This window comes from Streptomyces sp. JLBT605, from assembly GCF_058215555.1.
Genome location: NZ_CM177087.1, coordinates 4,497,084 through 4,512,435, shown reverse-complemented (window position 1 = coordinate 4,512,435; position 15,352 = coordinate 4,497,084). Strand labels below are relative to the sequence as shown.

General features: G+C 72.2%; 11 protein-coding genes and 1 tRNA gene. 9 read left to right on the top strand and 3 right to left on the bottom strand.

Annotated features, from left to right (window positions below; translation table 11 throughout):
- The first annotated feature begins 12 nt into the window (after positions 1-12).
- The 3 genes from AC4BDD_RS19605 to AC4BDD_RS19595 are packed head-to-tail and all read left to right on the top strand — an operon-like array spanning position 13 to position 4,198.
- Positions 13-2,091 (top strand): acetyl/propionyl/methylcrotonyl-CoA carboxylase subunit alpha, encoded by a 2,079-nt coding sequence (locus tag AC4BDD_RS19605; protein WP_490686754.1) that lies wholly within the window; start codon positions 13-15, stop codon positions 2,089-2,091.
- Positions 2,091-3,032: a hydroxymethylglutaryl-CoA lyase gene (locus tag AC4BDD_RS19600; protein ID WP_490686753.1), complete on the top strand. Its 942-nt coding sequence runs from the start codon at positions 2,091-2,093 to the stop codon at positions 3,030-3,032. The genes AC4BDD_RS19605 and AC4BDD_RS19600 overlap by 1 nt, the downstream gene beginning before the upstream one ends.
- A gap of 5 nt (positions 3,033-3,037) precedes the next feature.
- Positions 3,038-4,198 (top strand): acyl-CoA dehydrogenase family protein, encoded by a 1,161-nt coding sequence (locus tag AC4BDD_RS19595; protein ID WP_490686752.1) that lies wholly within the window; start codon positions 3,038-3,040, stop codon positions 4,196-4,198.
- 202 nt (positions 4,199-4,400) lie between these two features.
- Here AC4BDD_RS19595 and AC4BDD_RS19590 read toward each other — a convergent pair whose 3' ends face one another.
- Complete coding sequence (locus AC4BDD_RS19590; RefSeq protein ID WP_490686751.1) at positions 4,401-6,086, bottom strand: beta-N-acetylhexosaminidase; 1,686 nt, start codon at positions 6,084-6,086, stop codon at positions 4,401-4,403.
- A 201-nt stretch (positions 6,087-6,287) separates the two neighbouring features.
- Between AC4BDD_RS19590 and AC4BDD_RS19585 the strand changes: the two genes are divergently transcribed.
- The 3 genes from AC4BDD_RS19585 to glmS all read left to right on the top strand — a co-directional run bounded on the left by AC4BDD_RS19585 (position 6,288) and on the right by glmS (position 9,409).
- Positions 6,288-7,190: a DUF4429 domain-containing protein gene (locus AC4BDD_RS19585; protein WP_490686750.1), complete on the top strand. Its 903-nt coding sequence runs from the start codon at positions 6,288-6,290 to the stop codon at positions 7,188-7,190.
- Positions 7,191-7,255: 65 nt separating this feature from the next.
- Positions 7,256-7,537 carry a hypothetical protein gene (locus tag AC4BDD_RS19580; protein ID WP_490686749.1) on the top strand — a complete coding sequence of 94 codons (282 nt, stop codon included), beginning with the start codon at positions 7,256-7,258 and terminating at the stop codon, positions 7,535-7,537.
- Positions 7,538-7,594: 57 nt separating this feature from the next.
- The gene (glmS, locus tag AC4BDD_RS19575) at positions 7,595-9,409 is read left to right on the top strand and encodes a glutamine--fructose-6-phosphate transaminase (isomerizing) (RefSeq protein WP_490686748.1); all 1,815 of its coding nucleotides are present in this window, start codon (positions 7,595-7,597) and stop codon (positions 9,407-9,409) included.
- 277 nt (positions 9,410-9,686) lie between these two features.
- Here glmS and AC4BDD_RS19570 read toward each other — a convergent pair whose 3' ends face one another.
- The gene (locus tag AC4BDD_RS19570) at positions 9,687-10,208 is read right to left on the bottom strand and encodes a universal stress protein (RefSeq protein WP_490686747.1); all 522 of its coding nucleotides are present in this window, start codon (positions 10,206-10,208) and stop codon (positions 9,687-9,689) included.
- 1,105 nt (positions 10,209-11,313) lie between these two features.
- Here AC4BDD_RS19570 and AC4BDD_RS19565 point away from each other — a divergent pair.
- The 3 genes from AC4BDD_RS19565 (at position 11,314) to AC4BDD_RS19555 (ending at position 13,561) form a co-directional block, all read left to right on the top strand.
- A complete protein-coding gene (locus AC4BDD_RS19565; RefSeq protein WP_490686746.1) occupies positions 11,314-12,768 on the top strand; it encodes a helix-turn-helix domain-containing protein in 1,455 nt (484 codons plus the stop codon).
- A gap of 5 nt (positions 12,769-12,773) precedes the next feature.
- Entirely contained in the window at positions 12,774-13,379 is a 606-nt protein-coding gene (orn, locus tag AC4BDD_RS19560) for an oligoribonuclease (RefSeq protein ID WP_490686745.1), read from the top strand.
- A 109-nt stretch (positions 13,380-13,488) separates the two neighbouring features.
- Positions 13,489-13,561: transfer RNA gene (locus AC4BDD_RS19555), tRNA-His, on the top strand.
- A gap of 232 nt (positions 13,562-13,793) precedes the next feature.
- On the opposite strand, the gene AC4BDD_RS19550 is transcribed toward AC4BDD_RS19555, so the two are convergent.
- Complete coding sequence (locus AC4BDD_RS19550; RefSeq protein ID WP_490686744.1) at positions 13,794-15,257, bottom strand: alpha/beta hydrolase family protein; 1,464 nt, start codon at positions 15,255-15,257, stop codon at positions 13,794-13,796.
- Positions 15,258-15,352: the final 95 nt, after the last annotated feature.

Genomic DNA, 15,352 nt, shown 5'->3' with positions numbered 1-15,352 from the left:
GGGAGAAGGACGATGTTCGACACCGTTCTGGTCGCCAACCGAGGCGAGATCGCGGTCCGTGTGATCCGCACGCTGCGCGCGCTGGGGGTGCGCTCGGTCGCCGTCTTCAGCGACGCGGACGCCGACGCCCGCCATGTGCGCGAGGCCGACACCGCCGTGCGGATCGGCCCCGCCGCCGCCACCGAGAGCTATCTGTCCATCGAGCGGCTGCTGGACGCCGCCGCCCGCACCGGCGCCCAGGCCGTCCACCCCGGTTACGGCTTCCTCGCGGAGAACGCCGCCTTCGCCCGTTCCTGCGCGGACGCCGGTCTCGTCTTCATCGGCCCGCCCGCCTCGGCGATCGAGCTGATGGGCGACAAGATCCGCGCCAAGGAGACCGTGCGCGCCGCGGGCGTCCCGGTCGTCCCCGGCTCCTCGGGCAGTGGGCTGACGGACGCCCAGCTGACCGAGGCCGCCCGCGAGATCGGCATGCCGGTGCTGCTGAAGCCCTCCGCGGGCGGCGGCGGCAAGGGCATGCGGCTGGTCCGGGCCGAGGCGCTGCTCGCCGAGGAGATCGCCGCCGCCCGGCGCGAGGCGCGCGGCTCCTTCGGCGACGACACCCTGCTCGTCGAGCGCTGGATCGACCGCCCCCGCCACATCGAGATCCAGGTCCTCGCCGACGGCCACGGCAATGCCGTCCACCTCGGCGAGCGCGAGTGCTCCCTGCAGCGCCGGCACCAGAAGATCATCGAGGAGGCGCCGAGCGTCCTGCTGGACGAGGCCATCCGCGGCGCGATGGGCGAGGCCGCCGTCCAGGCCGCCCGCTCCTGCGGGTACAGCGGCGCCGGCACGGTGGAGTTCATCGTCCCCGGCGGCGACCCCTCCTCGTACTACTTCATGGAGATGAACACCCGGCTCCAGGTCGAGCACCCGGTCACCGAGTTCATCACCGGCCTGGATCTCGTCGAGTGGCAGCTGCGCGTGGCGGCCGGCGAGCCCCTGCCCTTCCGGCAGCAGGACATCACCCTCACCGGACACGCCGTCGAGGCCCGGGTCTGCGCCGAGACCGCCCGGGTCGCCGGGAACGGCGAGCGGGTGGACTTCCTGCCCTCCAGCGGCCCGGTGCGGATGCTGCACGAGCCGTCCGCGAAGGACACCGAGGGCGTGCGCACCGACTCCGGGCTGCTCCAGGGCACCGAGGTCGGCACCTCCTACGACCCGATGCTGTCCAAGGTCATCGCCTACGGGCCGGACCGCGCCACCGCGCTGCGGCGGCTGAGCGGCGCCCTGGCCCGGACCACCGTCCTCGGCGTCGACACCAACATCGGCTTTCTGCGCCGGCTGCTCGCCCACCCCGCTGTCGTCTCCGGCGACCTGGACACCGGGCTGGTCGACCGCGACGCGGCGAGCCTGGTGCCGGCCACCGTCCCCGACGAGGTCTACGCCGCGGCCGCCCTGCTGCGTCAGGCCGCCCTGGAGCCGGAGCCCGCGGGGCCGGGCGGCTGGGTCGACCCGTTCTCGGTGCCGACCGGCTGGCGGATAGGGGAGCCCGCATGGACGGTGCACCATCTGCGAGTGCCCGGCCATGAGCCGGTGACGGTCCGGGTGCGCGGCCGGGCGCGGCAGGCCCAGGTCCGCATCGAGCGCCCGGACGCGGGCGGTGACGGCCCGGCGGACCGGGCCGCCGGCACAGCCGCCCGGCTGCTGTCCCCCGCCTCGGGCCGGACGACGATCGAGTGGGGCGGCGTCACGCACCACTTCACCACCGCCCAGGGCCCGGAGGGCTCCTGGCTGGGCCGGGACGGCGACGCCTGGCGGGTGGCCGACCACGATCCGGTCGAGGCCGCGCTGCGCGGCGGTGGCGCCGCGGGCCATGCCGGGGCGCTGACCGCACCGATGCCGGGCACCGTGACGCTGGTCAAGGCGGCCGTGGGCGACCAGGTCAGCGCGGGACAGGGGCTGCTGGTGGTCGAGGCGATGAAGATGGAGCACCTGATCTCCGCCCCGCACGACGGCACCGTCACCGAGCTGGACGTGACCGCGGGCAGCACCGTCGCCATGGACCAGGTGCTGGCCGTGGTCACCCCGCACGACAGCGAGGAGGAGGCGTGATGTCCCTGCCCGACGGACTTCCCATGGCCGTGCCGGGCACCGGCCTGCCGGCCCGGGTGCGGATCCACGAGGTGGGCGCCCGGGACGGCCTGCAGAACGAGAAGACGGTCGTCCCCGTGGAGGTGAAGGCCGAGTTCATCCGGCGGCTGTCCCGGGCCGGGCTGACCACCATCGAGGCGACGAGTTTCGTCCGCCCCGAGTGGGTGCCCCAGCTGGCCGACGCTGAGCAGCTGATGCCGCTGCTGGACGGCCTGGACGCCGAGCTGCCCGTGCTGGTGCCCAACGCCCGCGGGCTGGACCGGGCGATCGCGCTGGGCGTCCGCCGGATCGCCGTGTTCGGCAGTGCGACCGAGACCTTCGCCCAGCGCAATCTCAACCGCACCGTCGAGCAGTCGCTGGCGATGTTCGAGCCGGTCGTCGACCGCGCCCGCGAGGCCGGGCTGCATGTGCGCGGCTACCTGTCCATGTGCTTCGGCGACCCCTGGGAGGGGGCCGTCCCCGTCCCGCAGGTCGTCTCCGTCGCCGGCCGGCTGATGGAGCTGGGCTGCGACGAGCTCAGCCTCGGCGACACCATCGGCGTGGCCACCCCCGGCCATGTGCGCCAGCTGCTCACCCGGCTGAACGAGGCGGGCCTGCCCACCGACCGGCTCGCGGTGCACTTCCACGACACCTACGGCCAGGCACTGGCCAACACCCTGGCAGCACTGGAACACGGGGTGACGACCGTGGACGCCTCGGCCGGTGGCCTCGGCGGCTGCCCGTACGCCAAGAGCGCCACCGGCAACCTCGCCACCGAAGACCTCGTGTGGATGCTCGACGGCCTCGGCATAGAAACCGGGGTCGACCTCGGCCTTCTCACCGCCACCAGCGTGTGGATGGCCGACCGCCTGGGCCGACCCAGCCCATCCCGGACCGTCCGCGCCCTCTCCCACAAGGAGTGACCCCGATGCCCCTGGACCACCGCCTCACCACTGAACACGAGGAACTCCGCCGCACGGTCGAGGAGTTCGCCCACGAGGTCGTCGCCCCGAAGATCGGCGACTTCTACGAGAACCACCAGTTCCCTTACGAGATCGTCCGCGAGATGGGCCGGATGGGTCTGTTCGGGCTGCCCTTCCCCGAGGAGTACGGCGGCATGGGCGGCGACTACCTCGCCCTCGGCATCGCCCTGGAGGAGCTGGCCCGCGTCGACTCCTCGGTCGCCATCACCCTGGAGGCAGGCGTCTCCCTGGGCGCCATGCCGATCCTGCACTTCGGCACCGAGGCGCAGAAGGAGGAGTGGCTGCCGAAGCTCTGCTCCGGCGAGATGCTCGGCGCCTTCGGCCTCACCGAGCCGGAGTGCGGTTCGGACGCGGGCGGCACCCGCACCACGGCCCGCCTCGACGAGGCCACCGGCGAGTGGGTGATCAACGGAACAAAGTGCTTCATCACCAACTCCGGCACCGACATCACCGGGCTGGTCACCGTCACCGCGGTGACCGGCCGCAAGGAGGACGGCCGCCCGCTGATCTCCTCGATCATCGTCCCGTCCGGCACCCCCGGGTTCACCGTCGCCGCCCCGTACTCCAAGGTCGGGTGGAACGCCTCGGACACCCGCGAGCTGTCCTTCACCGACTGCCGCGTCCCGGCCGCCAACCTCCTCGGCGAGGAGGGCCGCGGCTATGCGCAGTTCCTGCGCATCCTCGACGAGGGCCGTATCGCGATCGCCGCGCTGGCGACCGGGCTCGCCCAGGGCTGCGTCGACGAGTCCGTGGCGTATGCCAGGACGCGGGAGGCGTTCGGACGCCCGATCGGCTCCAACCAGGCCATACAGTTCAAGATCGCCGACATGGAGATGCGCGCCCACACCTCGCGCCTGGCCTGGCGCGACGCGGCCTCCCGGCTGGTGCACGGCGAGCCGTTCAAGAAGGAGGCGGCGCTCGCCAAGCTGTACTCCTCGGAGATCGCGGTGACCAATGCCCGCGAGGCCACCCAGATCCACGGCGGATACGGCTTCATGAACGAGTATCCGGTCGCCCGGATGTGGCGCGACTCCAAGATCCTGGAGATCGGCGAGGGCACCAGCGAGGTGCAGCGGATGCTGATCGCCCGGGAGCTGGGCCTGTAGGGAGCTGGGCCTGTAGGCAGCTGGGCCTGTAGGGAGCTGGACGCCGCCAGGCGGCAGAGCCGCGGGCCCGTCCGGCGTCCGAGATCCTCGGACGCCGGACGGGCCCCGCATCCCCCGCTCAGCGCGGTCCCCCTTCAGCGCGGTCCCCCGCTTGGCACCGTCCTGCGTTCAGCACGGTCCCCCGTTCGGCACCGTCCTGGGGTCAGGGCTTGGCCCAGGGCACCTGGGGCGAGCGGTAGTAGTTGATGCCCATGGCCGTCCAGCGCGGCCCCTGGGCGCCGAGCCGCTGCCGGTAGACGTTCCAGTCGTGCCGGGCGGCCGGGGACCAGCCGAGTTCGGCGATGCCCGGGAGCCTGGGGAAGGCCATGTACTCGATGTTCGCGCTGGTCGAGACGGTCTCGGTCCACAGCGGCGCCTCGACGCCGAGGACCGCGTTGGCCGGGGCGCCGGCGAGATAGCCGCCGGGGTTCCAGTCGTAGGACTGCTTCACCTCGACCATGCCGGCCCACATCGCGCCCAGCCCGGTCCCCCTGGTGTATTTCATGTCCAGGTAGGCGCGGTTGGCCGGGGAGAGAATCATCCTGGTGCCCGCCTTGGCGGCGCTCAGGACCGCCTTCTCCTTGCCGTCCTGCCCCCAGTACTGCGCGACCGCGCCCCTCGCCGGCCGGGCCGAGGTCAGCTGGTGCCAGCCGATCACCGTCTTGCCGTACTTGGCGACGACCGGCTGCACCCGGCTCATGAAGGCGGCGTAGTCCGCGCGGCTGGTGGCGTGCGCCTCATCGCCGCCGATGTGCAGATACGGGCCGGGGGTCATCTCCGCCAGCTCGCGGATCACATCGTCCACGAAGTCGTACGTCACCTCCTTGCGCGCACACAGTGAGCTGAAGCCGACCTTGGTGCCGACGTACAGCGGCGGGGCGACACCGTCGCAGTTGAGCTTCGGGTAGGAGGCGAGGGCCGCGTTGGAGTGCCCCGGCATGTCGATCTCGGGCACCACGGTGATGAAGCGGCTCTGCGCGTAGCGCACGAGCTCGCGGTAGTCGGCCTTGGTGTAGTGGCCGCCCGCCTTGCCGCCGACCTGGCGGCTGCCGCCGTGGATGGCCAGCCGGGGCCAGGAGTCGATGGCGATCCGCCAGCCCTGGTCGTCGGAGAGGTGCAGATGGAGCTTGTTGATCTTGTACAGGGCGAGCTGATCGATATAGCGCTTGACCTGCGGAACGGTGAAGAAGTGCCGGGCGACGTCCAGCATCGCGCCGCGGTAGGCGTAGCGCGGGCTGTCCACGATGGTGCCGCCGGGTACCTGCCACGGCCCGGGCTGCGCGGAGCGGCGTTCGACGGTGGCGGGCAGGAGTTGACGGAGCGTCTGCACGCCGTGGAAGAGCCCGGCCGGCGCGCGGGCGGTGAGGGTCACCCCCTGCGCGTCCGCCTCCAGCCGGTAGCCCTCGGCGCCGAGCCCCTGGGCCTCGGGCCCGGAGGCGGCCAGGCTCAGCCGGATGCCGTTGATGCCCGCAGCGGTCGTGACCGGCAGTCCGTATCCGGTGGACGGGCGCAGCAGGCCCGCCAGATAGTCGCCGACCTGCCGGGCCTCGGCCGAACCGCCGGGCACCCGGATGCGGGTGTCCTTGCCGATGGTGTACCCCGCCCTGCCGCTGGTCACGGTGGCGGGCGCGGGCACGACCCGGCGCAGCGGGTCGGTCGCGGCCCGTGGCACTGGCGGGCGGGCCTGTGTGGGCGCCTGGGGCTGTGCCTGGGGGGAGGCCAGAGCGGTGGTTCCGGTGCCCGTTCCGGTGCCGGCGGCGGTGGCGGCCAGCAGCAGGGCGCCGAGCAGCCGGAAGGGGCGGGTCGATGGTCGTGGGGGGAGATGCCGAGCGCTGCGTCGTCGTCTCACGGATGGTCCCTTCAACGAGCTGCGTGGGGGGTGAGGGAAGAAGGCGTGGACGGTGCGGTCGGCCATCCGCTTGAGGATGTGGACGACAAGAGGATGAAATGACCGGTCCATCCCCTTGGGTACCGCGCGGCCCCCCGGCGATCAAGGTTCGGGCTGGCTGACGGGCACTTAGCCGCCCATTTGCCTGCCAGAATTCACTCCATGGCGGAAATCATCCAGCGCGACGGGACGTGGACCTTCGAGGGCGACGCGGTGCGGATCGTGCCCGGCCGCGACAAGGGTGTGCACCTGGCGCGCCAGACGCTCGGCGAAGTCTCCGTGCCGCTCCAGGCGTTGGCCGGCATCGCCTACGAGCCGGGCCGGAAGGCCGGCCGGCTGCGTCTGCGACTGCGCGAGGGCGCCGACCCGCTGCTGCTGGCGAGCCGGGGGAAGCTGCCGGACGCCGCCGATCCGTACCAGCTGAGCGTGGAGCCGGACCGCACCGGAGTGGCCGAGTACTTCGTGGACGAGGTGCGCAACGCGCTCCTGCTGGAGCAGGTGCCCAGCGACCCCTGCGACCGCTTTCTGCTGCCGGGCCCCGGTGTCCCGCTGTCGGCCTCGGCGGGCGACGGCACCGCCTCCTTCGACGGCGAGCGGATCCGGCTGGAGTGGAACTGGAAGACCGAGGAGTCCAAGAAGTCCGCCGGGACCCGCACCATCGCACTCGGCGATCTCGACGCGGTGGAGTGGCTGCCGGCCATGGGCCTGGAGAACGGCTATCTGCGCTTCGTCGTCGCCGCGGCGTCGACCAAGGCGCCGCCGAAGTACGACCCGCACGCCGTGGAGCTGTACGGCTTCCGGAAGGACCCGCTGATGGCGCTGGTGGCCGCCGCCGTCATCGCCCGGATGCCGCATCCGGCGGCCCCCGCGGAGCCCGCCGCTCCGGCGCCGGCGTCCGGCGCGAGCCCCGCCGGGACGCCCGGGACGGCCGGTCCGGCCGCCGAGGCCGATGATCATGACGCGCTGCTGCGCAGACTGCGGGAGCTCGGCGAGCTGCGGCAGGCCGGAGTGCTCACTGAGGAGGAGTTCACTGCGGCCAAGCAGGCCGTACTCCGCCGCTTCTAACGGCCGCCTGCCCGATATCGGGCAGGATTCTTGCGAAACTCTGCGTTTCCCCTCAGTATCTACGGGTGCTCGAACGCCGTACACCGTCACCCCACGAGGACCTCCTCGACCACCTGGTGCGCAGCACGCCGCTCAATCGCGGCGAGGCCGCCCGGGTGGTGCTGGACGTGCTGGCGTACTTCGACGAGACGACCGAGGAGTTCGTCCGCCGCCGCCACCGCGACCTGCAGTCCGGCGGGCTGACCAACACCGAGATCTTCGAGCGGATCGCGGCCGAGCTGCCGCACCGCGCCGTGGCGCCGCCCGAGCTCTCGCTCCGGCAGCTGCGCCGCATCGTCTACGGCTGAGTCCACGGCTGAGCCCATGGCCGAGCATTCACGAACCATCCGGGAGGGACAGAGAACATGTGCGGGATCGTCGGATATATCGGGAAACGTGATGTCGCCCCGCTGCTGCTGGAGGGGCTGCAGCGGCTGGAGTACCGCGGGTACGACTCCGCGGGCATCGCGATCCACGGCAAGTCGGGCGGACTGAAGACCGCCAAGGCCAAGGGCCGGGTCCGCGAGGTGGAGAGCAAGCTGCCCAAGCGCTTCGCGGGCACCACCGGCATCGCGCACACCCGCTGGGCCACCCACGGCGCGCCCAACGACATCAACGCCCACCCGCACCAGGACGCGGACGGCAACGTCGCGATCGTCCACAACGGCATCATCGACAACGCCTCCGACCTGCGCGCCAAGCTCGCCGCCGACGGCGTGGAGCTGGTATCCGACACCGACTCCGAGGTGCTGGCCCACCTCATCGGCCGCTCGCAGGCCGAGACCCTGGAGGAGAAGGTCCGCGCCGCGCTCGCCCTGGTCGAGGGCACCTACGGCATCGCCGTGCTGCACGCCGACTTCCCGGACCGCATCGTCGTCGCCCGCAACGGCTCGCCCGTGGTGCTGGGCATCGGCGAGAAGGAGATGTTCGTCGCCTCCGACGTCGCCGCCCTGGTCAGCCACACCCGCCAGGTGGTCACCCTGGACGACGGCGAGATGGCCACCCTCAAGGCCGACGACTTCCGCACGTACACCACCGAGGGCTCCCGCACCTCCGCCACGCCGACCACCGTGGAGTGGGAGGCCGAGTCGTACGACATGGGCGGCCACGACACGTACATGCACAAGGAGATCAGCGAGCAGGCGGACGCCGTCGACCGCGTGCTGCGCGGCCGGATCGACGACCGCTTCTCCACCGTCCGACTGGGCGGGCTCAACCTGGACGCCCGCGAGGCGCGCGGGGTGCGCCGGGTGAAGATCCTGGGCTGCGGCACCTCCTACCACGCCGGCCTCATCGGCGCCGGTCTGATCGAGGAGCTGGCCCGCATCCCCGCCGACGCCGAGCCGGCCTCCGAGTTCCGCTACCGCAACCCGGTGGTGGACCCCGACACGCTCTACGTCGCGGTCTCCCAGTCCGGTGAGACCTACGACGTGCTCGCCGCGGTGCAGGAGCTCAAGCGCAAGGGCGCGCGGGTGCTCGGCGTGGTCAACGTGGTCGGCTCCGCGATCGCCCGCGAGACCGACGGCGGCGTGTACGTCCACGCCGGCCCGGAGGTCTGCGTGGTCTCCACCAAGTGCTTCACCAACACGGTGGTCGCCTTCGCCCTGCTGGCCCTGCACCTCGGCCGCATACGGGACCTGTCGGTGGCGGACGGCAAGCGGCTCATCGCGGGTCTGCGGAAGCTGCCGGAGCAGATCTCCGAGATCATGGCGCTGGAGCCGGAGATCGAGAAGCTCGCGCAGGAATACGCGAATGCAAAGAGCATGATGTTCATCGGTCGGGTCCGCGGCTACCCGGTCGCCCTGGAGGCTTCCCTGAAGCTGAAGGAGATCTCCTACATCCACGCCGAGGCGTACCCGGCCTCGGAGCTCAAGCACGGCCCGCTCGCGCTGATCGAGCCGGCGCTGCCGACCGTGGCGATCGTCCCCGACGACGACCTGCTGGAGAAGAACCGCGCGGCGCTGGAGGAGATCAAGGCGCGCAGCGGTCGGATCCTGGCGGTCGCGCACCGGGAGCAGGAGAAGGCGGACCACACGATCGTGGTACCGAAGAACGAGACCGAGCTGGACCCGATCCTGATGGGCATCCCGCTCCAGCTGCTCGCCTACCACACCGCGCTGGCGCTCGGCCGGGACATCGACAAGCCCCGCAACCTCGCCAAGTCGGTGACGGTGGAGTAGCACCGGACCATACGGGAGGCGGGGCCCTGCGTGTGCCACCACGCACGCGGGGCCCCGCCTCCCCTGGTGCCGGCGTCGCCCTTACGCCGGCGGTGAGCCGCCTGCCCGGCGTCCGTCACACCCGGACGGCGGCACGCGAAGGTGTTCCCTGTGTACCCGTCACCAGGGCGCAATCCACCTCTACGCGCAAGTAGATTTGTCGACCTGAGCGCGCTCGGGCAGCCCCATCTCCCGTACGGGGACGGCGGGTTGCGGCTCGGAGTCAGGCGAGCCGGAGTCAGGGAATGACGACGACGGGACGCTGCGCGCGGCGCGCCAGCCGGCCCGCCACAGAGCCGAAGATGCGGCCGACCAGCCCGTGGGTGGAGCCGACCACGATGGCGTCGGCCGCGTACTCCCGGCCGACCTCCTCCAGCTCATGGCAGATGTCCCCGCCGCGCTCGACCAGGATCCACGGCACCTCGGACAGGTGGTCGGCGCAGGCGAGTTCCAGGCCCAGCACCTCGGTGCGGTGGTCGGGCACGTCCACGAAGACGGGGGGCTCGCAGCCCGCCCAGACGGTGGTCGGCAGCCGGTTGGCCACATGCACGATGATCAGACCGGAGCCGGACCGCCGGGCCATCCCGATGGCGTACGCGAGCGCACGTTCACTCGAAGTGGAACCGTCGAATCCGACGACGACGCCGTGCTGGAACGCCGGATCGCAGGAATGACGTGATTCTTCCGCCGCTTCGGGGTGCGCCTCATGATCGGCGACCCTCCTGCGGTCCGCGGGTTCGGGGAATTCGTGACCGGCCATCGGTGTCTCGGCAGACAAGTCCTCGTGCGGAGGGATCGGCGTGGGCTCTGGTTGGAGTTGTCGTCGGCTGGGTGGCTCGGGCGGCTTGGCGGAGTCGAATCGAACGGACGAAATCCGTCCGGGATTCATCTTTCCAAGCCCCTACCCCTAAGGGTACGGCCCCAGTCCTCGCCTGCCCAGAGTCCGCCCCGGCGGCGGACCACCCAGGGCGTTCCCCGGAGCATGCCGGAGGGCGGGCCGTAGCGCAATGCCTTCAAGTGGCCCACCGGTCTACAGCGAGTGGCGGTCGGGCGAGGGACGAGTGACCGATCCCAGCGGATGGACCCCTGCCGGCCGACTCCGCCGCCGGACCGGTGTCACCCGGATGGACGCGGCCTCGCGGGCCCTGAGACGGGGGCCGGAACCCGACCCACGGGCGCTCGGCGACCCCGCACGACCCGTCGCGGTGCGTGCACCCCCGGGAACCCTCCGTAGGCCCCGGGAGGCGCCACAGAGGGCCCTGGGAGGCCCGGACGGGGGTGGCTGGGCCGACACCGCCCGGCTGGCCCTCGGAGCGGGCGCCGAGAGCCGCGCCATGCGCTCAGAAACAGGTCAGCGCACCGGATTGCGGGTCCGGCCCGGCCCGACCCGAGGGCGGGAGCGAGTGACCGTCACCGGCGGACGGCGGGGCCGCGATCCGGGGCGCACGGAGACGCTCCGGCGCCCGCGTGAACGGTCGGCGCGCGCCGCCCAAAACGTCTTCCCACCCCCGTGCTTCCACTTCTTTTCGGCCAACTTCGCGCAGCACTTCTTTCCTTGGCAAACAGCACGCCCAACCCCCTTCCGACCAGCGGAGAAAGGGGTCAGGGCGGCGCGGACCCCCTACGCGGAGTGGGCATCGGGCCTAGGCGCACTTCCCAGCTGGCGCTCCGAGTGCAACGCTTCGTGATCGAATGCTTCGCGCCAAGTTGTCTTATCGACTTGGGAGTGGGTGGTGAACTGGTCACGGCGACCACACGCGACACAGTAGATTCGATCTTGGCGATGACCGGCGGGGGAACCGTTCAGGACCTAGGGGAAACGTGCAGGACCGAGAGGACGCGACCACCGAGGGGGGCTTAGTTCCATGAGCCAGGACTCCACAACCGTACCGGAGACCTCGCGCAAGCTCTCCGGGCGCCGCCGACGAGAAATCGTCGCGGTGCTGCTCTTCAGCGGCGGCCCTATATTCGAGAGCTCCATCCCGCTCTCCGTCTTCGGTATCGATCGACAGGACGCCGGCGTCCCGCGATACCGATTGCTCGTGTGCGCGGGCGAGGATGTGCCATTGCGAACGACCGGCGGACTGGAACTGACCGCACCGTACGGCCTGGAGGCACTCTCCCGAGCCGGTACCGTCGTCGTCCCCGCCTGGCGTTCCATCACCCAGCCACCACCGGCCGCCGCGCTGGACGCGCTGCGCCGTGCCCACGAGGAGGGCGCGCGCATCGTCGGACTGTGCACGGGGGCCTTCGTGCTGGCGGCGGCCGGCCTGCTGGACGGCCGGCCGGCGACCACCCACTGGATGTACGCACCGACGCTCGCCAAGCGGTATCCCTCGGTCCATGTGGACCCGCGGGAGCTGTTCGTCGACGACGGCGACGTGCTGACCTCGGCGGGCACCGCCGCCGGGATCGACCTGTGCCTCCATGTGGTGCGGACCGACCACGGCGCCGACGCGGCGGGGGCACTGGCCCGCCGCCTGGTGGTGCCGCCGCGCCGCTCCGGAGGACAGGAGCGCTACCTCGACAGGTCTTTACCAGAAGAGATCGGCGCGGACCCGCTGGCCGAGGTCGTCGCCTGGGCGCTCGAACATCTCCATGAGCAGTTCGACGTCGAGGCACTGGCCGCCCGCGCCTATATGAGCCGCCGCACCTTCGACCGGCGGTTCCGTTCGCTCACTGGGAGCGCTCCACTCCAGTGGCTGATCACCCAGCGAGTGCTGCAGGCGCAGCGGCTCCTGGAGACCTCCGACTACTCGGTCGACGAGGTCGCCGGGCGCTGCGGCTTCCGGTCGCCGGTCGCCCTGCGCGGCCACTTCCGGCGGCAGCTGGGGTCCTCCCCGGCCGCCTACCGGGCGGCGTACCGGGCGCGCCGGCCGCAGAGCGGAGTGGACCGGTCGGAGCGGGCCGAGTCGGCGGAGCAGCGCGCCGTGGAGCCCTCGCAGGCACTGCGGCGCCCGGGCGGACCGCTGTCCCATCCGGGCCACCCGCACCTGGCGGCCCACCACCCGGCGCCGTCGCCCGGCTCCCCGGCGGGACCCCCCGCGCCCGGCCACAGCGGCCACGGAGGGCACGGCGGCAACGGCGGTCACTCCGGGCACCCGGGCCATCACAGTCAGCACGGCCCAGGCGGGGGCTACGGTCCCGGCGGGGGCTATGCGGGCAGCGGCGGCCATCCGGGCGGCGGAGGCGGCTACGGTGGCGGCGAGCCGGGCAAACCGGACTCCGACGCCTACGCCCCCCGGCTCCCCGAGCAGGCCGCCGGCCGGGGCCCGGGACGTCCGACCCTGCCCGGCCAGCGGGAACGCCCCGTAGGGTGAGACGTATGAACGATCGCATGGTGTGGATCGACTGCGAGATGACCGGGCTCTCGCTGTCGGATGACGCGCTCATCGAGGTGGCCGCGCTCGTCACCGACTCGGAGCTGAACATTCTCGGTGACGGCGTGGACATCGTGATCCGCCCGCCGGCCGAGGCGCTGGTGACCATGCCCGAGGTGGTGCGCGAGATGCACACCGCCTCCGGGCTGCTCGCGGAACTGGACAACGGGACCACGCTGGAGGATGCCCAGCAGCGGGTCCTGTCGTACATCCGCGAGTACGTCTCCGAGCCCGGGAAGGCTCCGCTGTGCGGAAACTCCGTCGGCACCGACCGCGGCTTCCTGCTGCGCGACATGCCGACGCTGGAGAGCTACCTCCACTACCGGATCGTGGACGTGTCCTCGATCAAGGAGCTGGCCCGCCGCTGGTACCCGCGGGCCTACTTCAACAGTCCCGAGAAGAACGGCAACCACCGGGCCCTGGCCGACATCCGGGAATCCATCGCCGAGCTCCGCTACTACCGGGAGGCGGTCTTCGTCCCGCACCCCGGCCCGGACTCGGACACCGCCAAGGCCATCGCGGCGAAGCACGTGCTGCCCGCGCAGCAGTAGGAGTGACCAGGCTCGCTCCCGGCACCCGCAAAGCCGGGAGCGAGCACCCCCGCGGACCCTGTACACTTTTTCTCGGCCGGTACGGAGAACCACAAAAGCACCGGTCATGGTGGGTATAGCTCAGCTGGTAGAGCACCTGGTTGTGGTCCAGGATGTCGCGGGTTCGAGTCCCGTTACTCACCCTGAATGATCAAGGCCCCTGGCTCGGGGAAACCCGGCCAGGGGCCTTGATTGTTAGGGACCTCCGCGAGAACTACCCGTTCCGCCTGATGACGATCTCGCCCTGTCGATCTGCCAGACCCACGGACGTGAACGGACATGGACGGTGTCCCCAACCGTTGCTCGCATATGAGCCTCCGACACCTTCACAGCCATCAAGCTGATCTCGGAGCACGACCCGCCGCACCACCGCTGTCATCCGCCTGCCCGAGCCGGTGATGACGAGACCGTGCCGTAGGCCCGGAGGGTGGCGGTCAAGTCGCCGGGGCGGCCTCGGAGGGTGGCGTCCAGGAAGGCGAGGGTGGCCGCGGCGACGATGCGGGGGCTCTTGGCGCGGCCCAGGGTGCCGACGATCGAGGGCACCGGCGGCAGGTAGAGCGGGCCGTCCATGAAGGTGAGGTGCGCGGCGCCGGGGATGGTGAGCCGGTAGCTCGTCGCGGTGGTGTGCTCGAGGGCGTCGGTGAGGCGGGGCAGGTAGCGCGGGTCGGTCGCGGCGGTGATCTCCTGGGTGAGCGCGAGCGCCGGCTGCTCGAGGTCGGGCGAGGTGGGGCCGTGGGGGTAGCCGTCCAGGTCGACGACGGCGGCGAACCGGCGGTCCTGCCGGGCCGCCTGCAGTGCGGCGGCTCCGCCCAGGGAGTGGCCGGCCACCGCGGCGCGGCCGGTGTCCAGGCGTCCGGTCAGCGGGTCGGCGGTCTTCCCGCGGTCCAGGCGCTCCAGTCGGGTGAGGACGAAGCCGAGGTCGGCGGCCCGGACTGCGGTCCAGCCGGCGGCCAGCTCCTCGTCCCTGTCGCGGTCCCCGGTGGAGGCGGTGGTGGCGCGGATCGTGCGGCCGTCGGCGAGGACGACGACGGTGGAGTCGTACGGGTGGTCGAGGGCGGCGACCAGGTAGCCGTGGCTGGCCAGTTCCTCGGCCCAGGCGGTGTTCTGAGTCCGCACCCCGCCCGATCCCGGGGAGAAGAGGACGACCGGGAACCGCTCTCCCCCGCCGGCCACCGGGGCGTCGAAGACCGCGCGGCTGCGGGCCCTCGGGACGCCGTCGACCAGGAAGCCGGGCAGGCCGACCCCGTCGGCGAGGGCCTCGGAGACGGTGCGCGCCTCGTCCTTGGTGCGTCCCAGGTACTGGGCCCGGGGGACGCCCGCAGGGCTCTTCCGCGCCGGGTACCAGAGCTGGACCACGACCGTGCGCCGGTCGTCCGGATCGGCGGTGAAGCTCACGGGGCGGTGCGGGTCGGTCCACTGCACCACCCGGGTGCCGACCGCGAAGTCGCCCGTCGGCTCGGGGAAGACGGGCACGGGGAAGGCCCAGGCGGCCACCGGGCCGGCGGCGATCAGGCCGGCGCAGGCCAGCGATCCCGGCAGGGCCAGCCACCAGGGGGCCCGCCGCGCCGGTCGGCCGGTACGGCGCCGCAGCAGGGACGGGAGGGCGAACGCCGAGGTGACGGCGGCGCCGGCCAGGACCGGCAGCATCTGCCAGCGGATCCCCACGATGCCCAGCACGATCGCCGACGGTAGGAGGACCGCCCCGGCCGCGAGGGTGCCGGGCCGGCGGGCGGCCGGGGGGAGCCAGCGCGCCACCAGCAGCGCGACGGCGCCCAGCAGGACGAGGACTTCCGGAAGGGACAGGTACAGCCCCGGGATGGTTTCGGTCACCCGGCTCATGCTCGGCGCCGGGCCCGCGCCGCCGCATCGGCCCGGGATCGCCGCCGACCGCGACCGGGGTGGCAACCGGGGAGGGCCGCGGTGCGACCGGAGTG